This window comes from Sphingomonas sp. (genome assembly GCF_013816785.1).
In the GTDB taxonomy this organism is placed as follows: Bacteria; Pseudomonadota; Alphaproteobacteria; order Sphingomonadales; family Sphingomonadaceae; genus Sphingomicrobium.
The window spans coordinates 14,774-31,787 of sequence record NZ_JACDDV010000024.1 but is presented as its reverse complement, the minus strand read 5'-3'; the positions used below and the strand labels follow the sequence as shown (position 1 = coordinate 31,787).

Below are 17,014 nucleotides of genomic sequence, written 5' to 3'. Positions count from 1 at the left end.
TCCGAAAGCGGCCAAAAGCGGCGGTTGGGCGCGGCGGCGGGTCGAGGGCAAGCTGTTGTCGGTCCTTCGTCTCGCCAAGGCTAGCACGACCTTCGCCGAGGGGGCGGACTATATCGTGTGGAAAATCAATCGCCATGCCGGGACAGACATCGTCTTAAAACCGTGGCAGCAGCGGCATCCGCTGCTCGCGGCGATCAGCCTGCTGCCGCGGCTCCTCCGCTCGGGCGCGATTCGCTAGAGCCTGATCGTTTAAGGTGGAAGCACTTCGCGCTTCCGCCGATGACGTGAATAAGGCTCTAAGCAAAGGTTGAGACCTTGATTCACGTTTCAGGCTGATTCAGCCTGAAACGACCAAGGTCTAGGGCGACGATCGAGCGCCGCCGCCACAGATCCGGCCAGGGTGCTGACCGTAAACGGCTTTCTGAGCAGGTCATGCCCGATGAGGTCGTCGCCCTCGCCCTCGCCGACGTAACCGGTGACGAATAGCACCGCGATGTCGGGCCGCCGCTTTTTCAATTCGCGGACCATCTCGGGGCCGGTCATCTCGGGCATTATTACGTCGGAAATGACAAGGTCGAACTCCATGCTGTCGAACAGGGCCAGGGCTTCGCCCCCGCCCGCGCAGGCGATCGGTTCATAGCCTAAATCCTCAAGCGCGCCGACGGTCGCGGTGCGAACCCGCGGATCGTCCTCGACCAGCAGGATGCGCGCCCCGGGCACGGTCAATTCTTCGTCGGCGCGGACCTGGGAAGCCGGGTGGAGGCGGACGTTGCTGACGGCTTCGGTGCGGGGCAGGAAGATCGACACAGTGGTGCCATGACCGACCTCGCTTTCGATGCCGACCTCTCCGCCCGATTGGTGGGCGAAGCCGAATATCTGCGATAGGCCGAGGCCGGTTCCCTTGCCGACCTGCTTGGTCGTGAAGAATGGTTCGAATGCTCGTTCGCGCACTTCAGCTGTCATCCCGCACCCGGTGTCGGTGACGGCGAGGACCAGATAATCGCCGGGCTGAATATCACCGACCTCGTTGGCCGCCATGTGGGCGTTACGGGAGCGGATGGTCATCGTCCCGGTCCCGTCCATCGCATCGCGGGCATTGACTGCGAGATTGAGGATCGCATTTTCAAGCTGGTGTGGATCGACGAAGATCGGCCAGGCATCGTCGGCCAGCTCGGCCTTGACGATAATCCGCTCACCCAGCGTCCGGTCTAGTAGATCGCCAATTCCGTCGACCAGGGCGGAGCTGTCGATCCGCTCGGGCAGCAGCGGTTCGGAACGGGCGAAGGAAAGCAAGCGCCGGGTCAGCGCGGCGGCGCGCGTGGCGCCCTCCATGGCGTTGGTAAGGTGGGTCATCACCTCGCGCCGCGGACCGTCGAGGCGGCGGCGCGCCAAATCTATTCCGCCCACCACCACCGCCAGCATATTGTTGAAGTCATGGGCGATGCCACCGGTCAGTTGGCCGACCGCCTCCATCTTCTGGACCTGGCGCAGCTGCGCTTCGGCGGCCTGACGCTCGATCGCCTCCATCTTCAAAGCGGCATTGGCATCGCTCAGTTCCTGGGTGCGCTCGGCCACCGCCTGCTCGAGCAGCAAAGCGCGTTCGGTTTCGTTCTCTGCCTCGCGGCGGCTGGCGGCGTTGAGGCGGAGCGCCTGTACCGCGACCGAGCCCATGAAAATGGCGAACAGGCCGACGATTACCCCAAGCCAGCTCAAATAATCAGTCAGGCGATCGGCCCGCGCGGCAAAAAATTGGGTCGTTTTCACTCGCTCGGCCAGCGCCGCCCGCTCGGCCGCGGCGATTTCGGCTAGCTTGGCGCGCAGGTCGGGACCGGTCTTGGCCTGGCCCGCGCTATAATAATAGCGGATGCCATAGTCCTTCTGACGCCCACCGACCGAGCGGGCGACCTGCGAAAATTCCAGGTTGCGTTGCGTGAATAGCAGCCGGAGTTCATCCACGCGGCGTCGCTGCGCCGGGGCCTTGGCGACCAGACGTTCGAGTTGACGGACCTGCTGTCCCGCGAGCCGCCACTGGGCGTAATAAATATTGCCGCTGATCTCGGCATTTTCGTCGAGGACGAAGCGGCCGAGCGCCGCTTCCGACCGCGACAGGCTGGAATCGACCGAACGGGTGAGCAGGGTCACGTCATAAGCTCGGCGTTCGTCGCCGAGCGCCCGGTCGCGGGCGGTGTTGGTTACCGCCACCAGTACCACCATGCCGAGCAGGACCAGCGTCGCAACGAGCGCAAGAGCGGCCGCGCCCCCACGGCGCCAGTCGAGGCGTAGATCTTCCGCCGGCGTCATGGCGTCAGTCTATCCCTCCCGCTGTGCGAACGAAACCCTTATTCCTCAACCGATACAGCCGGTCGCCCGGCCCGCGACCTCGAACATCCCGAGGATCTGGTCGACCTGACCGTCCGAATGCTCGGCGCACAGCGAGCAGCGCAGCAGTGTCATGTTGCCCGGCGTCGCCGGAGGGCGGGCCAGGTTGACGTAGAGACCTTCGTTGAGCAGCGCTTCCCACATCGCCGCACCCTTCTCCAGGTCGGACATGATCACCGCGATTATCGCCGATTGCGGCGCATCGGTGCCGAGCGTGAATCCGAGCGCTTTGAGACCGGCGTGGAGCTTTTTTGAATTCTTCCACAGATGGGCGCGCTTGTCGGCACCGTGCCTCAGCTTGCCGATCGAGGTCGCGGCGGTGGCAACCACGCTCGGCGGGAGCGAGGCGGTAAACACATAGGGCCGGCAGACCAGGCGGAGGATTTCGAATTTGGGGTGGTTGGACACGCAAAAGCCACCGACGGTGCCGACCGATTTGGAAAAAGTGCCGATGATGAAGTCGACGTCATTGATGACGCCCTGGGCTTCCGCCACTCCACGACCGTTCTCGCCGATGAAACCCATCGAATGCGCTTCGTCGACCAGCACCATCGCGCCGGCCGCCTTCGATACCGCGACCATTTCCTTCAACGGGGCGATGTCGCCGAGCATCGAATAGACGCCTTCGAGAATCACTAGCTTGCCCGCGCCCTCAGGGATGCGCTTCAGCCGCTTTTCGAGCGCTCCGACGTCGTTGTGGCGGAACGGGACAATCTGGGCGTTGCCGAGGGCGCAGCCGTCGTAGATCGAAGCGTGGCTGTCGATGTCGAGGATGATATAGTCATCCTTGCCGGCGATGGTCGAGATGATCCCGAGGTTGGCCTGGTAGCCGGTCGAGAAGACCATCGCATGGTCCATGGCGTAGAAATCCTTGAGCGCTTCTTCGCATGCCTTGTGTCCGGCATAGGTGCCGTTCAGCACCCGGCTTCCGGTGGTGCCAGAGCCATAATCGTCGAGCGCTTGCTTGCCCGCCGCAATGACGTCGGGGTCGAAGGTCATGCCCATATAATTATAGGTGCCGAGCAGGATCGTCCGCTTGCCGTTGCAGATCGCGACGGTCGGCGAGACCACTTCATCCATTACCAGGTTGAACGGATCGGTGAGGCCAGTCGACAGCAATTGCTCGCGGGTTTCGATCAGCTCGTCGAACTTCGAGAGGAGGTCGGTCATGTCAGCCCTTGAGCTTGTCGACCGCGTCGACCAGCTGGGCGACGGTTTCGATCTCGGCCTGCTGGTTCATGGTGATGAGGATGTCGAACTCATCCTCGACGGTGGCGACGAAATCGAGCACCGTCAGGCTGTCCCACTCGAGATCCTGGGCGAAACGGGTGGCATCGCTCACCTCGATCCCCTTCTTGTTGAAGGGCACGATTAGGGCCTTCACCCTCGCGTCGGTTTCGGCTCTGTCGGTCATGCGGTCGTCCTAAAGATGTGGCGGTGCTTTCGCAATCGAATGGGGCGGTAAAGAGGCGGGGGCTTGCGTTCGGCGGCCAAGCGGAGTGACATGGGGCGAGGGGGGTAGGCGATGAGCGACAAGAAGCTGGGCCCGGGCGATGCCGGCTATATTTTCCCGAAGGAGGTCCACAACCTCCTGATCGCTGCCAATGCGACCAACATCACCCTGTCGGGAATGGCCGACACCAAGGCTTCGATCCTGATGGGCGCCAGCTTCGTGGTGTTCTCCATGTCGATCGGCGACCTCGCCGAGGGCAAGGCGAGCGCGCCGTTGCTGGTGCTAACGCTGTTCTCGTTCATCGCCACGGTGTTCGGAGTGCTGACCGTGCGGCCCAACCGGATGAAGGCGACCAAGGCGCCGGTGCCCGCCGAACAGGTCAATATTCTGTTTTTCGGAAGCTACACCAACACCCCGCGAGAGGAGTTCGTTGACGAGGCCATCAAGGTCCTTTCGAGCGAGGAGGAGACCTATCGACGGCTGGCGGCTGACCTGTGGGACCATGGGCGGTTGCTCCGCGACGACAAGTTTCGCTGGCTGTATTGGAGTTTCACCGCGTTTCTGATTGGCATGCTGGCCACCGCCGGCGCGGTCATTTTCCAGTTGCTCCGCTAGAGCCAGCCTTTCTCCCGGTACCAGCGGGCGGTGTCGGCGAGGCCGGCCTCGGTCGGGATGCTTGGGCGCCAGAGCATTGTCGGCGGGGAGCGGTCGGGCGAGACGACCCAGTCTGGGTGGCAGAAATAGGCGGCGCGATCGGAGGTCAGCTTGGCGTTTTTGCCGCGCACCAGCCGGTCGGCGCGGGCGGCGAGGGCGATCAGCAGGCGCGGAGCGGATAGCGTGCGGACCTTACGCCCGACCGCTCGCCCCAGCGCTTCGCCGAACTCACGGTGGGTCCAGCCGCCGAGGCGGCCGTCGTCGGGCTCGATCACGCCGCCGTCGGTCGAGGCGGCGAGCGCAAGCAACAGGCGGGCGAGGTCGTCGACGTGGATCAGCGACAAGCGGCCCTTGGGCGGCAATAAGACGAACCCGCGCGCCGCCATTTTGAACAGCTCGAGCGTCTCGCGGTCGCCGGGGCCGTAGATGGCGGGCGGGCGGGCGATGACGGTCGAGAGCGGTGCGGCCGCGACCAGCGCTTCCGATTGGGCCTTCGATCCGCCGTAGTGCGACAGGCCGGGCTCGCGCGCGGCAAGCGAGGAGACATGGACGAAGCGTTTGACGCCCGCGCGTTCGGCGGCGGCGAGCATCGCTCCGGTGCCGATCACATTGCCCGCCTCGAACCCCGCCGCGTCGGGGGCGTTGATGACGCCGGCGACATGGATGACGACGTCGGCGCCGTCGGCCAACGCGTCGAGGCTGGCGGGATTGTCGAGCGCGCCGTCGATCCAGATAACCCCGTCGCGCGCCGGTTGCGGGCGGCGGGTCAGGGCGCGGACTTGATGGCCCTCCGCCAAGGCGTGGTCTAGCAGGCGGGCGCCGACGAAGCCGGTGGCGCCGGTGATCGCGAGGTTCAGAGCGACGGGCGTTACAGCGGAGACCAGGGCTTGTCCTCCGCCAGTGCTTCCTCCTCGGCGTGCTCGACGCCGAGACGGGCGAGCAGCGCGTCGAGCAACGGATCGACTCCATCGCCGGTCGCGGCGGAAACGACCATCGGGTCGCCGCCGGCGGCCTTTGCCAGCTTCTTGGCCAGCCTGGCGAGCTCCTTGGCCTCAACCAAATCGGCGCGGCTCAGCGCGATGACCTCATGCTTGTCCTCGAGCCCGGCGCCATAGGCCGCGAGCTCGCCGCGAACCACGCGCCACGCCTCGATCGGGTCTTCGCCGGCCGCGTCAACCAAATGGAGCAGGACCCGGGTGCGCTCGACGTGGCCGAGGAAGCGGTCGCCGATCCCGGCGCCCTCGGCCGCTCCCTCGATCAATCCGGGAATGTCGGCCAACACGAACTCGCGGCCCTTGTGGCGGACCACGCCGAGCTGCGGCTTCAAGGTCGTAAACGGATATTCGCCGACCTTGGCAACCGCGTTGGTGGTTCGGTTGAGAAAGGTCGACTTGCCGGCGTTCGGAAGCCCGATCAGGCCGACGTCGGCCATTAGCTTCAAACGCAGCCAGACATATTTTTCCTCGGACGGCCAGCCGGGGCCGTGCTGGCGCGGCGAGCGGTTGGTCGAGGTCTTGTAGCTGGCGTTGCCGCGCCCGCCGTCGCCGCCCTTCAAAAAGTGGATCGTCTGCCCCTCCTCGGTGAAGTCGGCGAGCAGGGTGCGATCCTCGTCGTCGGCGAGGATTTGGGTGCCGACCGGCACCTTGATCACCAGATCCTTGCCGCCCGGCCCGGTCATGTTCGATCCGGCGCCGCCCTTGCCGCGCGGGGCGCGGAAATGCTGGGTATAGCGAAAGTCGATCAGCGTGTTGAGGCCCGGCACCGCGACGAACACGATATCGCCGCCCTTGCCGCCATAACCGCCGTCGGGCCCGCCATATTCAATGTACTTTTCCCGCCGGAAACTGACCGCCCCCGGCCCGCCCGCGCCGGAGCGAATAAAAATCTTAGCCTGATCGAGAAAATGCATGGCGCCGCCTTTAGGCGAAGCAGGGGCGAAAAGCGAAGGTGGCGGCTAGAACGGGTCGAGTGAGCGGATCGAGGGGCCGCGACGAGACCCGGCGGCAGCGAGGCCGGGGTGCGTGTCTCGATCCGTCGATTCCGCTCGGGTCAGCTCCAGTTCGACAGGAGCGGGTTGGGGAGGCTCCGGGGTGTCTTGCGCACCCTCTGCTTCGGCCTGTTCCTCTTCCGGCGATTCTTCCTCCGCTTCCTCCAGCTCCCCCGCCAGCGCGGCGAAGAAGCTGTCGCGCTCGGCCTCGTCGGCGATCAGTTCCTCATCCTCCTCCTCGACGAACTGGTCGGGGTAGCGGAGGTCGAGGATGGCGCGTTCCTCGGGCGTGCAATTGCGGCTGTAGCCGAGCTCGCCATAGGCGCCGTCTTCATCGCCGTTGAAACCGGGCGGCGGCGGATAGTTGGTCCGCCAGCTGTAATTTTCAGCCCAGACGCGCTCGTCCTCCTCGCCGTCATTTTCTGGGGGCGAACCCTCTTCTTCGTCGAGCATTTGCCCGGCGCGAAGTTGACGAAGTTGATGGATCAACATCGAATTGCCGCCTTGCCCGAGCATGGCGGGAGGCGGGGACGGCGGGGCAAGCATTGCCTCGGCATCGGCGGTGCGACCCTCAGCCAGCGCGGCGACATAGGCATCCCAATTGGCGGCGAGGCGCTGAGTCGGCAATTTGAACCGCTCGGCGCGGTCGCAGCGGGCGTCGAGCCGGTTCAGGACGGCGATCGACAGGCGGTTGTCGTGGCGGTGGCGTTCGGCGACGATCGCGCCGTCCTTCCAGATCTGCTCGATCGAGCCGTGTACGGCGCGGGCGTAAAGATCGTCGGCCAGGCGGGCGCGGGCAAGGCCCAGCGCGGCGTCCCACCCGGCGGCGAACAAGCGGTCGCGGTTGCGGAGGTTGTAGGCGGCCTGCGCGCTGATCGCGACCTCCTTGCAGGCGTCGGTGACGACCCCGCTGCGCGCCAGCGTATCGAGAAAGGCGGCGCGGGCGGCGGGGGTCCAGCCGTCGTGGCGGTAGTGGCGGGTGTCGGACATCGGCGTGTCGATGTCGGTCGCATGGCCGATCGGCGGCGCATCGTCGGGCGCGTGCTGGCCCTCGGGCAGGATGGTCAGCGCGGTCGCGCTGGTGGCGGAGAGCCCGCCGGGGGCGGCGGATGAGCGGGGAAAGCCCGCGGCGTAGAAGTCGGTCATGCGACTCGACTAACCTATATGGTTTAAATAGGAAAGACTTTCGAAAGCTCGCCTCGAAGTTATTGCTGCTAACGGATGGTCTTGATTGCCTGCCCGGTGACCACGACAAAGAGACGACGATCACGCCCATCCTGCGCAACTGTCCATTCGTGTTCGATCAAGGACAATGCGCAAGTAAGCCTATCGGCAGCCTTCGATTCACGGCATTTCTCAAACTTCAAAAGGCTTAAAGTTCTGAAGCGCCGCTGTCCGATGCCAGCCCTTTGCACAATCGTTTTAAAGTCATGATCGAATGCCACTAAGATTGCGCCGTTAGCTTCCGAAACGGCAGCAACTAGGTTGTCTTTTGAACCCTTGTTCGCCGACGTATCCACATTAGGCCCAAGGCCACCCGCCGGGCTAGCGTTGCATAGGTGAGGTCATGCGCGACCGACTACGCGTCAAATCGCACCAGCCGGTTAACCTGATAACGCCGGAACTGGCCCTTCAGAGATCCTCGCAGACCGCAATCAGGCGACTGATTGCCTTGTCGATCGCCTTGGTCCGCGCTCCCAGCTGCGAAACAACAAAGAACTTCGTTGGGCTCGGAATCTGGATGTCCGAAACTTGCACTAGTTTCAACTCGTCAGCCAGGGCGGAACCAAGTGGATGCCTCAGCAGAGCAATCCCGAGCCCGCTCCCGGCAGCCCTGAGCACAAGGTCGTAGTCAGAAAATATTCGATCTATTCTCCGGGGGAGGTAGTTGATCTGGCTGGTCGCAAACCATGCCCTCCAGCCCAGGTCTGGAGTATCCAGCATCAATGGGAAGTCGAGTAGCCTCTCAGCGCTGCCACTCTTACCGATTTCGCTGGCGATTTTAGCAGAAGCGACAGGCACGAGCATTTCATCGAATAACGGCTTGGCTGAAACGCCAGGCCACCGGCCGATGCCGTACCGAACTCCGATACGGGCCGACGATAATCGGGCGACCGTCTGATCAATCTCAATCTCGACTTGGAGGTCCCGCGGATCGCCCTCGATTGTGGTGAGGTTGGGCAGCAGGACCAACCTCGCAAAGGACGGAACCACACTAAGTGTAAGAAGCTCGACTTGCGAAGGACTCGTTAGTTCTTGGGTGCTGGCGTCGATCATGGCAATCGCCTGTTCAAGCCGGGTGCACAAATGCTCGCCCTCGGTCGTCAAACGCACGCCGCGGCCGTGACGTACAAAAATTCGAACGCCCGCCCATTCCTCCACAGACGCAACACGTCGGCTGATTGCTCCGTGTGTGACCTCCAACATCTCAGAAGTCGCGCTGAACGATCCGGTAGTGACGGTGGTGAGAACAGCTTGGATAGCGTCCAAGGACGGGCGCCGAGTGGTGTGATTCATTTTCACATCTGGACGCCGATCTGCGTTCTATGTCAACGCTCACTGATTGCGGATCATCTGCCTATCCTGACGCAAGCGCAAAACACATCTAGGAGCGCACACTTTTGATCAACCTTCACTATGTCCCGACGGGCAACAATCTCAAGATCGCCATCATGCTCCACGAAACCGGACTCCCTTACCAGCTAGTGAAGTACAGCATGCTTGCGGGCTCACACTTGACGCCCGAATTCCGTCGGATCAATCCCAACAACAAACTGCCTGCAATCGTGGATATGGATCCTGCAGACGCCAAAGGGCCGCTGTCGGTATTTGAGTCGGGAGCCATCCTGCTCTACTTGGCGGAAAAGACCAGCAATTTGATTTCCTCGGATTTTCGCAAGCGGCTTCTTACGCTTCAGTGGCTCACCTGGCAGGTCGCCGGCCTCGGCCCGATGCTCGGGCAGGCTACGCATTTTCAACGCTACGCGCCGGAAGGGCAAGACTACGGGCGTACCCGCTACAACCGTGAAGCATTGCGCCACATCGATGTGATGGAATACCGCCTCCGCGAGGCGGACTACCTGGCGGAAGAGTTTTCTATCGCGGATATCGCCTGTTTTCCTTGGGCATCGGGCGCGGCTGGTCTCGGCATCTCGATGGATGACCATCCCGCAGTTTCGGCATGGCTCGAAAGAGTCAAGGCGCGACCGTCCGTAGCTGCGGCGACGGCGGCGATCTATGACGAGGACCGCAAGCGTTTCATGGCCGAAAGAGTGGAGATGACGCCTGACGAATGGTCGAACATGTTCGGTGACCGCATGTACGCCGCTGCGCGTGTCGCGCCCCGCGCAGGAAATTGAGTTAGGTTGTCTTTTGAACCCTTAGCGACCTTCTCTTCTAGATAGAGGACATCGTAGCCTCGCGTTTCTAGGACTCCGCCTACCTTATGGGGCACTCCTTCGTCCAAGAAGAAGCGCATGGCCAGTTTTGGCGATTTCACGCTACGCTTGCCGTTTGCCCGTATGTTAGCGCCGCCTTCACATCGGCACGAGTGAGCCGTGGATATTCTGCAATTATTTGCTGAGTTGAATAGCCATCTTCATGAAGCCGCTGGATCGACACAACGGGGATTCGCGTTCCTGCGATTGTTGGAGCGCCGCGCTTCACACCGCGCAGTTTCACCACATTCCCAATATCGTCGGAGTCCCTAGATTTTAGACGCTCGATCTCCCTACCGGTATCCTCGATTAAGGTAACTAGGGCGTATTCTTCCACGAACTGGCCAGACAGTACTTCGCGGGGCTTGCCACTCTCCGGTTCGTCGAAGACGACTTTGCGGTTTGAAACGTAGAGTCGAGTCTTGGTCCAAAGCTCATTACGAAGATGATCAAGTTTTTCCGCGACCTTTCGAAGGTGTGCTGCAGAGGCACCCCGTTTTTTACGCGGAGCATCTCAAGTGTGCGCAACGCCACGATATCCCTAAAGGAATAAAACCGACTGTAAGGCGCTGCGGCACTCTCTTCGATATAGCTCGGGGCAAAAAACCCAGTTTTAGCCCAATAGCGAAGCCTGCTTATCGAAAGGCGGGTTAGGCGGCTCGCGTGGTCCTCGTCAAAAGCGGCGATCACGTTGCTAATATCGAGCATAGGTCACCTCCTTCCGCAGTCCCGTTGAGCAAACCCAATGTAGTGGGTTGCCAATGAACTTTCTCTTCGCAACCTTCAAGAACGTTGTCGCAGAGCGTTTGACCTAAATCGCATCGCGATTTAGGCCAGGCGTTAGGGTTACACTCTCGCCCCCACCACCGCCGCAATCTGCTGCACCGCGATCTCGCGCACCGCGTCGCGCTGTTGTCGGGCGGCACGGGCGATCTCCTCGCCGGCGAGGCTGTCGCCGATGGCGAGGAGGACAAGGCCGAGCGTGACCTTGTCCATCGGCCGATCGTCGCCGGCTTGTCGGAAGTCGGCGATAATTGCGGCGACCGTGTCGATGATCGGCTGCAACGCCTCGCGCTGGCGGGTGAGCGCGATCCAGCCGATCAGCTCGCCGGCGCGTTCTCGGGCGAACGCGTCAAACATGGCGTCGACCACATCGCGCTCGCTCGCTTCGCCGCGCCTCCGCTTGCCGATCGCATCGCGGATCGAGTGCGACACGCTGCGCGCGATGGCCCCGGCCAATGCCCGGTGAAGGCCGGCGACCGAGCCGAAATGGTGGAGGAGGGTGGCATGGGTGCGGCCGATCCTCGACGCAACCGACTTCAGCGTCACCGCGGCGACCCCCTGGTCGCGCAGCAGCTCGCGCGCCGCCGCGACGGCCGCGGCGCGACTTTGGTCGGGGGAGAGGCGTTTGGGCGGGGTCATGGCGGTGGCCTACGCGCGGCAACGGGTTGGCGCAACCGTATTGACATTCTTGTCAGTTAGGCCAATTCTGGCGGGGCTCGGCACAAGGATGATTATGAACGCCCACACGCAAGCCCGTGCAACCGTCACCCCTGCCGACCTTGTCATCACACCGCGCGACCGGCGTTTCGGGCGCGAGGATGCGACGCCGCGCTGGTGGCATGGCGGGAGGCCGGTGCCGAGCGCTTTCTACAACGCCTTGTCGGCCACCTTCCCGTTCGGCGAGGCGTTCTTCGTCGAAAGCGTGCGGGCGTTTCGCAGTGGCGCGGATGAGAGGCTGGCCCAGGACATCAAGAATTTCACGACGCAGGAAGTGGTCCACAGCCGCGAGCACGAAGCGTTCAACCAGCGGGCGGCGGACACCGGTTATGACCTCACCAAGCTAGAAGAGCGGGTGCGGGGCCGGCTGACGCTGCTTCGCGCCAAGCCGCCGATCGCCAGCCTGGCGGCGACCATGGCGCTTGAGCATTTCACGGCGATCCTGGCGCATCAGCTGCTCGCCGATCCGCGGCACCTCGCCGGCGCCGAGGCGGTCCCCGCCGACCTGTGGCGCTGGCACGCGACCGAGGAGATCGAGCATAAGGGCGTTGCCTACGACACTTGGCTGCACGCGACCCGGAACTGGACGCGCGGCAAAAGGTGGCAGGTCAAGACCAGGGTGATGATGCTGGTCACCAAGAACTTCGTCATCGACCGGACGGCGGGAGCGCTCGAGCTGCTGCGGCAGGACGGGATCATCGGCGCCAGGGCGTGGACGTCGTTATTATGGTTCATTTGGGTCCGGCCGGGGATGATGCGCAAGATTTTTGCTGCCTGGGCGGCCTTCTTTAGACCGGGATTCCATCCGTGGAACCTAGACGACCGCGGATTGATCGCGGCGTATGAGACAACCGCGCCGGCGGCCGACGGCGGAAAAAAGGTGCGCCGAGCCGCGGCCTGAGGGCAGCCATTACGCCGCTAGCGCATCTTGCCGCTCGATCAGCCGCAAGCGAAACAGCCTGGCCGCCTCCTGGCCGCCCCGCACGCAACTGTAGCGATTGGCGGAAAGGCCGGTCGGGACAAAGCCCAATTTCTCCAGCACGCGGCCCGCGGCAGGGTTGTCGACGAAGTGCGACGCCTCCAGGCGCGGCAGTTTCAAGGTGCGGGCGATGGCAACCAGCGCGGCGGCGGCCTCGGTAGCGAAGCCCCGGCCCCAATCGGGACGCGCAATCCAGTAGCCCAGTTCGACAGCGCCAGAGGGGCGGCGGCTCAATCCGCACGAGCCGATCAGGCGCGGGGCGCCATCGGTGCGCTTGGTGATCAGGAAAGCGGGCAGAGCAGGATCGCGCGGCGCGGCGAGAAATGCCTCGACGTCTTCCTGGCGGTAGAGCCACGGCGATGACGACAGGCCGCGAGCGACCTGTTCGTCGGCGATGACGCGCGCCAGCGCGGGTGCGTCCTCTGCCCAGCCGGGTCTCAACAACAGCCGCTCGGTACGGGCGAACATGACCACATCCTTCTCCGCTCGAACGACCCGTCAGGGCCGCTCTGTTTAAAATTCGGGAGAAGAAGGGACGTGCACAAACAAAAAGGGAGAGGAGGGGGCTTCCCTCTTCTCCCTTGGTCTGGTCCGAAACCGGACCGGTCCTTGGGCTGCCCCCTCCCGGGAGCAGTCCTTACTCGACCGATCCCGCCTATTCCGCCGCTGCCGGCATGGTCATTTCGACGTGCACATATTTGCGGCCGAGCTTCCCGTCGCGGAAACAGACGCGACCGTCAGTGAGCGCAAAAAGCGTATGGTCCTTGCCCAAGCCGACATTGTCGCCCGGATACCATTTGGTGCCGCGCTGCCGCACGATGATGTTGCCGGCGCGAACCACTTCGCTGCCGAACTTCTTCACGCCGAGGCGCTTGGACTCGGAGTCGCGACCGTTGCGCGAGGAGCCGCCTGCTTTTTTATGTGCCATCTCGGATTGCTCTACTTCTTCGGTTTCGCGGCGGCTTTGGGAGCCGCCTTCTTCGCCGCCGCCTTAGCAGGTGCAGCATCCTTTGTCGACGGCTTGGCCGTCTTGGCCGGAGCCTTTTCCGCCTTGGCGGCGGGCTTTTCGGTCTTGGGTGCCGGTTTTTCGGTTTTGGGCGCCGGAGCCGCATTGGCTTCGGCTTTCTTCGGCTCAGCCTTGGCCTCCGCCTTCTTATCCGCCTTTTTGCCGCCGATCGAGATGATCTTGAGGATCGTCAGCTTCTGCCGATGGCCGGCCTTGCGGCGATAATTGTGGCGACGGCGCTTCTTGAACACGGTGACCTTGTCGGCTTTCGCCTGCGCGACGATTTCGGCAGCGACGATCAGGCCCGCGGTCGATTTGAGGTCCGACCCTTCTCCGGCCAGGAGGATGTCGGTCAGATCGACGCTATCGCCGGCCTCGCCGGCCAGCTTCTCGACGACGATCTTGTCTCCGGGGGCAACGCGGTATTGCTTGCCGCCCGTGCGCACGATTGCGAACATGGGTCTTGTCACTTTCCGTAGCTACTTGACCGCACAAGATTTGGGCCGCGTGGCGCATAGACCTCGCGCGGGAAAGCGTGCCGCCTATGGGCTCGCCGCGTTTCTGTCAACCGCGCGCGGCCGCTCAGGACGCTGTTGCAACGAAGTGACAGCCGCCCGCCAAATGCAACGCGAAAGGGGCGGCTCGATTGAATGCTCGGCAATTTGCGGCATCGTCGCTGACCAGGGGTACGCGGAGGCCGAGACGTCGGCACGCGCCCGTCGAAATTGGGGGCACCGCCATGTCTAATCTGTCTCGTTCGATCCTGCTAGCATCACTGTCCGCCGTTGCGCTTGCCAGTCCGGCGGCCGTGGCGGCGCAGACTCCCCCGGTCCCGGCGGCAACCCCGCCATCCGACGATCCTGGCAACACGATCGTCGTCACCGGCACCCGGCGGACCGACCGCACGGTGGCCGACTCGCCAGTGCCGATCGACGTCATCGGCGGCGAGGCGCTGACCAACACCGGTCTGACCGAGACCAACAAGATCCTCAATCAGCTGGTCCCGTCATTCAACTTCCCGCAGCCGTCGATCGCCGACGGCACCGACGTGCTGCGTCCGGCGACGCTGCGCGGTTTGAGCCCGGACCAGACGCTGGTGCTGATCAACGGCAAGCGGCGGCATGTGTCGGCGCTGCTCAACATCAACGGCACAGTTGGGCGCGGAAGCGCCGCGGTCGACCTCAACCTTGTCCCGACGCTCGCGATTGAGCGGATCGAGGTGCTCCGCGACGGCGCCTCGTCGCAATATGGATCGGACGCCATCGCTGGCGTGATCAATATTCAGTTGAAGAAGGCCAAACATGGCGGTCGCGCGGTGGCCAGTTACGGCAAATATTACACCACCATCAATGACACCGACAATTTTCGCGGTCTCCAGACCAATGGCGCTGGCCAGCCGATCACCGATCCGGCCGACCCGCGCATTTTTCTCGCAAATTCCAGTGGTGAGCTGAAGGCGCGCGACGGCGCCATGACGACGCTTGCCGCCAACATCGGGGTACCGATCGGGGCAGGTTATATCAACCTCACCGGAGAATATCGCGACCGCAATCCAACCAACCGCTCGGGCTTCGACCTCAGGCCGCAATATAACAAGCCTGGCACATCGTTCGATCCGCGGGAGCTGACCTTCGATCGTCGAAGCTTCCTCTTCGGTGATGCCAAGACCGAGGATTTCAACCTCTTCGCCAATGCCGGGGTGCCGCTTGGAGGCTCCGGCTTCGATCTGTACGCGTTCGGCTCATTCAGCCACCGCGACGGCCTTAGCGCCGCCAACTACCGCCCGGCCGGTAATTCCGCGACGCTCGGCTTCAATGCCAACCGTGACTTTTCGGTGCTAAGCCCTTCGACCCCGACCAGCGCTGCCAACTTTGTGCCGCTGACGCCGGACGGCTTCCTCCCTATGATTGAAACCAAGACCAAGGATTGGGCCGCAACAGTCGGTGCCAAAGGCGAACTGGTTGGATGGAACGCCGACTTTTCGTTGGGCTACGGGCATGACGAGGTCGATTTCCGAACCCTGAACAGCATCAACACGTCGTTCGGAACGGCGAGCAAACGTGACTTTGATGATGGTCAGCTCGCTTATGGCCAATATCAGGCCAACCTCGATTTTCAGCGGCAGTTCGCGCTCGGGCTGGCGAGTCCCGTGTCGGTTGCAATCGGTGCCGAATACCGGGACGAAAATTACAAGATAACGCCCGGGGAATTACAATCCTATTCTGCCGGCCCATTGTTCCGCGGGGCCTATGTCACGACGTCGGCCGACTGCGCGACCCAGGGCGGGGTGTACAACGCGGCCAACCGAGTATGCAGCTTCCCGGGCCGGACCGCGCCGGCCGGAGCGCAAGGATTCGGCGGGCTCGCGGCATCGAGCGCGGCCGATGAGAGCCGCCGCAGCCAAGCAGTCTATGGTGAGCTCGACAGCGACGTCGCCAAGGGCCTGACCGTTCAGGTGGCCGGAAGGTTCGAGCATTTCTCCGATTTCGGCAACACGACCAACGGCAAGATCGCGCTGCGCTATGAAGTGGCGCCTGGATATGCCGTGCGCGGGTCGGCCTCGACCGGTTTCCGCGCCCCGTCGCTTCATCAGCAATTTTTCGCCAATACCGCGACCAACTTTCTCAGCGGCGTTGCTGTCGATACAAGCACCGTGCCCGTCGAAAGCCCGGTCGCGCGGGCGCTCGGCGCCAAGCCGCTCAAGCCCGAAAAGTCGCGCAATTTGAGCGTCGGCGCCACCGCCAATCCCTTGCGCGGGCTGACCTTGACGGCCGATTATTACAATATCCGCATCAAGGACCGAATAGTCCTGACAGAAAACCTGCAGGCAAGCCGCGATGCGGCGGGGGTGCCGAACGGTACGGACCCTGGAAAGACGATCGCTACCATACTCAACGCGAACGGCTTCGGCAGCGTCGGCGCGGCGCGCTTCTTCATCAACGGCATCGACACCACTACTCGCGGGATCGATCTTATTGGCACCTACCGCTGGCGCGCCGGTGATCTCGGGACCTGGAACCTGACCGCGGCGTACAACCATACCACGACCAAAATAGACAAGCGGCTCAGCCCGCTTAGCACGACCATTCCCGGTCTGGTCCTGTTGGGCCGCCAGGAAGGCCTTCGCTTCACTGACGGTCAGCCCAAGTCGAAGATCGTGCTGAGTGCCGACGGCGAGATAAGGGATTTCGGGTTGACCGCGCGCACCACTCGCTACGGCAAGGTCGTGGCACTTGAAGCGACCCGGCCACTGGCGCCGGACGCAGCTAGCCTGACCGCGCTCGGCCCCGACGACCAGATTCTGTCGGCCAAATGGATCACTGATCTCGAGCTTCGCTACAAATTGCTCGGCCGAGTCGGGTTGGCTGTCGGAGCGAACAATCTGTTCGACGTCTATCCCGACCGGCGGCCCTTTGGTAAGCGGCCGGACGGCGGCAACTATCCTCAGAATTTCCAGTATATTCCGTATTCAGCCTCGGGCTCGCCCTTTGGCTTCAACGGACGCTTCCTTTACGGCCGCGTGTCGGTCGACTTCTGAGGGGATTGGGCGACGCGTCCAAGCTAAGCTCGTGATTGCGGCCCCGGCGACAGCCCAGGGAAGCAATCCACCGGCTGGGCC

Annotated in this window: 18 protein-coding genes and 1 pseudogene; 5 read left to right on the top strand and 14 right to left on the bottom strand. The window is 63.1% G+C overall.

Translation table 11 applies throughout. The features are described from left to right. Nucleotides 1-238, top strand: a pseudogene (locus H0W65_RS06810) (hypothetical protein); the annotation flags it as partial. A gap of 89 nt (nt 239-327) precedes the next feature. Here the strand turns inward: H0W65_RS06810 and H0W65_RS06805 are convergent. The 3 genes from H0W65_RS06805 to H0W65_RS06795 are packed head-to-tail and all read right to left on the bottom strand — an operon-like array spanning nt 328 to nt 3,793. Beyond that, entirely contained in the window at nt 328-2,301 is a 1,974-nt protein-coding gene (locus H0W65_RS06805; protein ID WP_294005638.1) for an ATP-binding protein, read from the bottom strand. Nucleotides 2,302-2,346: 45 nt separating this feature from the next. Beyond that, a complete protein-coding gene (locus tag H0W65_RS06800; protein ID WP_294005635.1) occupies nt 2,347-3,549 on the bottom strand; it encodes an aminotransferase class I/II-fold pyridoxal phosphate-dependent enzyme in 1,203 nt (400 codons plus the stop codon). Nucleotide 3,550: 1 nt separating this feature from the next. After that, entirely contained in the window at nt 3,551-3,793 is a 243-nt protein-coding gene (locus H0W65_RS06795; protein ID WP_294005632.1) for an acyl carrier protein, read from the bottom strand. A gap of 111 nt (nt 3,794-3,904) precedes the next feature. Here H0W65_RS06795 and H0W65_RS06790 point away from each other — a divergent pair, with 111 nt between their 5' ends. After that, nucleotides 3,905-4,447, top strand: coding sequence for a Pycsar system effector family protein (locus H0W65_RS06790; RefSeq protein ID WP_294005629.1), 543 nt, complete (start codon nt 3,905-3,907; stop codon nt 4,445-4,447). Here the strand turns inward: H0W65_RS06790 and H0W65_RS06785 are convergent. The 5 genes from H0W65_RS06785 to H0W65_RS06765 all read right to left on the bottom strand — a co-directional run bounded on the left by H0W65_RS06785 (nt 4,444) and on the right by H0W65_RS06765 (nt 8,990). Beyond that, a complete protein-coding gene (locus H0W65_RS06785) occupies nt 4,444-5,331 on the bottom strand; it encodes an NAD(P)-dependent oxidoreductase (protein WP_294005641.1) in 888 nt (295 codons plus the stop codon). The two genes, H0W65_RS06790 and H0W65_RS06785, sit on opposite strands and share 4 nt — an antisense overlap. A gap of 23 nt (nt 5,332-5,354) precedes the next feature. Then, nucleotides 5,355-6,395 (bottom strand): GTPase ObgE, encoded by a 1,041-nt coding sequence (gene obgE / locus H0W65_RS06780; RefSeq protein ID WP_294005626.1) that lies wholly within the window; start codon nt 6,393-6,395, stop codon nt 5,355-5,357. Nucleotides 6,396-6,440: 45 nt separating this feature from the next. Beyond that, on the bottom strand, nt 6,441-7,619 hold the full coding sequence (locus tag H0W65_RS06775; RefSeq protein WP_294005623.1) for a hypothetical protein: 1,179 nt from the start codon (nt 7,617-7,619) through the stop codon (nt 6,441-6,443). Nucleotides 7,620-7,687: 68 nt separating this feature from the next. Beyond that, nucleotides 7,688-7,993, bottom strand: coding sequence for a hypothetical protein (locus H0W65_RS06770; protein ID WP_294005620.1), 306 nt, complete (start codon nt 7,991-7,993; stop codon nt 7,688-7,690). 112 nt (nt 7,994-8,105) lie between these two features. Beyond that, nucleotides 8,106-8,990: a LysR family transcriptional regulator gene (locus tag H0W65_RS06765; RefSeq protein WP_294005617.1), complete on the bottom strand. Its 885-nt coding sequence runs from the start codon at nt 8,988-8,990 to the stop codon at nt 8,106-8,108. Between the two features lie 104 nt (nt 8,991-9,094). Here H0W65_RS06765 and H0W65_RS06760 point away from each other — a divergent pair, with 104 nt between their 5' ends. Beyond that, the gene (locus H0W65_RS06760) at nt 9,095-9,832 is read left to right on the top strand and encodes a glutathione S-transferase N-terminal domain-containing protein (RefSeq protein ID WP_294005614.1); all 738 of its coding nucleotides are present in this window, start codon (nt 9,095-9,097) and stop codon (nt 9,830-9,832) included. A gap of 136 nt (nt 9,833-9,968) precedes the next feature. Here H0W65_RS06760 and H0W65_RS12200 read toward each other — a convergent pair whose 3' ends face one another. The 3 genes from H0W65_RS12200 to H0W65_RS06755 form a co-directional block, all read right to left on the bottom strand. Further along, nucleotides 9,969-10,139 (bottom strand): DUF433 domain-containing protein, encoded by a 171-nt coding sequence (locus H0W65_RS12200; protein ID WP_367120132.1) that lies wholly within the window; start codon nt 10,137-10,139, stop codon nt 9,969-9,971. An 89-nt stretch (nt 10,140-10,228) separates the two neighbouring features. Beyond that, nucleotides 10,229-10,618, bottom strand: coding sequence for a MerR family transcriptional regulator (locus tag H0W65_RS12195; RefSeq protein WP_367120131.1), 390 nt, complete (start codon nt 10,616-10,618; stop codon nt 10,229-10,231). 138 nt (nt 10,619-10,756) lie between these two features. Continuing rightward, nucleotides 10,757-11,332 (bottom strand): TetR family transcriptional regulator, encoded by a 576-nt coding sequence (locus H0W65_RS06755; RefSeq protein ID WP_294005609.1) that lies wholly within the window; start codon nt 11,330-11,332, stop codon nt 10,757-10,759. Between the two features lie 94 nt (nt 11,333-11,426). Between H0W65_RS06755 and H0W65_RS06750 the strand changes: the two genes are divergently transcribed. Beyond that, nucleotides 11,427-12,311, top strand: a complete 885-nt coding sequence (locus H0W65_RS06750; RefSeq protein ID WP_294005606.1) for a metal-dependent hydrolase — start codon at nt 11,427-11,429, stop codon at nt 12,309-12,311. 9 nt (nt 12,312-12,320) lie between these two features. Here the strand turns inward: H0W65_RS06750 and H0W65_RS06745 are convergent, their stop codons facing one another. The 3 genes from H0W65_RS06745 to rplU all read right to left on the bottom strand — a co-directional run bounded on the left by H0W65_RS06745 (nt 12,321) and on the right by rplU (nt 13,853). Beyond that, nucleotides 12,321-12,857: a GNAT family protein gene (locus H0W65_RS06745; protein WP_294005604.1), complete on the bottom strand. Its 537-nt coding sequence runs from the start codon at nt 12,855-12,857 to the stop codon at nt 12,321-12,323. Between the two features lie 187 nt (nt 12,858-13,044). Next, on the bottom strand, nt 13,045-13,317 hold the full coding sequence (gene rpmA / locus H0W65_RS06740; protein ID WP_294005601.1) for a 50S ribosomal protein L27: 273 nt from the start codon (nt 13,315-13,317) through the stop codon (nt 13,045-13,047). A gap of 11 nt (nt 13,318-13,328) precedes the next feature. Continuing rightward, complete coding sequence (gene rplU / locus H0W65_RS06735) at nt 13,329-13,853, bottom strand: 50S ribosomal protein L21 (protein WP_294005598.1); 525 nt, start codon at nt 13,851-13,853, stop codon at nt 13,329-13,331. 350 nt (nt 13,854-14,203) lie between these two features. On the opposite strand from rplU, the gene H0W65_RS06730 reads away from it, so the two are divergent. Beyond that, on the top strand, nt 14,204-16,933 hold the full coding sequence (locus H0W65_RS06730) for a TonB-dependent receptor (RefSeq protein ID WP_294005596.1): 2,730 nt from the start codon (nt 14,204-14,206) through the stop codon (nt 16,931-16,933). The last annotated feature ends 81 nt before the right edge of the window (nt 16,934-17,014 follow it).

Coding starts and splice junctions, on each gene's coding strand:
- H0W65_RS06805 (WP_294005638.1), bottom strand. CDS start 2,301: ATGACGCCGGCGGAAGATCTACGCCTCGACTGGCGCCGTGGGGGCGCG.
- H0W65_RS06800 (WP_294005635.1), bottom strand. CDS start 3,549: ATGACCGACCTCCTCTCGAAGTTCGACGAGCTGATCGAAACCCGCGAG.
- H0W65_RS06795 (WP_294005632.1), bottom strand. CDS start 3,793: ATGACCGACAGAGCCGAAACCGACGCGAGGGTGAAGGCCCTAATCGTG.
- H0W65_RS06790 (WP_294005629.1), top strand. CDS start 3,905: ATGAGCGACAAGAAGCTGGGCCCGGGCGATGCCGGCTATATTTTCCCG.
- obgE (WP_294005626.1), bottom strand. CDS start 6,395: ATGCATTTTCTCGATCAGGCTAAGATTTTTATTCGCTCCGGCGCGGGC.
- H0W65_RS06775 (WP_294005623.1), bottom strand. CDS start 7,619: ATGACCGACTTCTACGCCGCGGGCTTTCCCCGCTCATCCGCCGCCCCC.
- H0W65_RS06765 (WP_294005617.1), bottom strand. CDS start 8,990: ATGAATCACACCACTCGGCGCCCGTCCTTGGACGCTATCCAAGCTGTT.
- H0W65_RS12195 (WP_367120131.1), bottom strand. CDS start 10,618: ATGCTCGATATTAGCAACGTGATCGCCGCTTTTGACGAGGACCACGCG.
- H0W65_RS06755 (WP_294005609.1), bottom strand. CDS start 11,332: ATGACCCCGCCCAAACGCCTCTCCCCCGACCAAAGTCGCGCCGCGGCC.
- H0W65_RS06750 (WP_294005606.1), top strand. CDS start 11,427: ATGAACGCCCACACGCAAGCCCGTGCAACCGTCACCCCTGCCGACCTT.
- H0W65_RS06745 (WP_294005604.1), bottom strand. CDS start 12,857: ATGTTCGCCCGTACCGAGCGGCTGTTGTTGAGACCCGGCTGGGCAGAG.
- rpmA (WP_294005601.1), bottom strand. CDS start 13,317: ATGGCACATAAAAAAGCAGGCGGCTCCTCGCGCAACGGTCGCGACTCC.
- rplU (WP_294005598.1), bottom strand. CDS start 13,853: ATGTTCGCAATCGTGCGCACGGGCGGCAAGCAATACCGCGTTGCCCCC.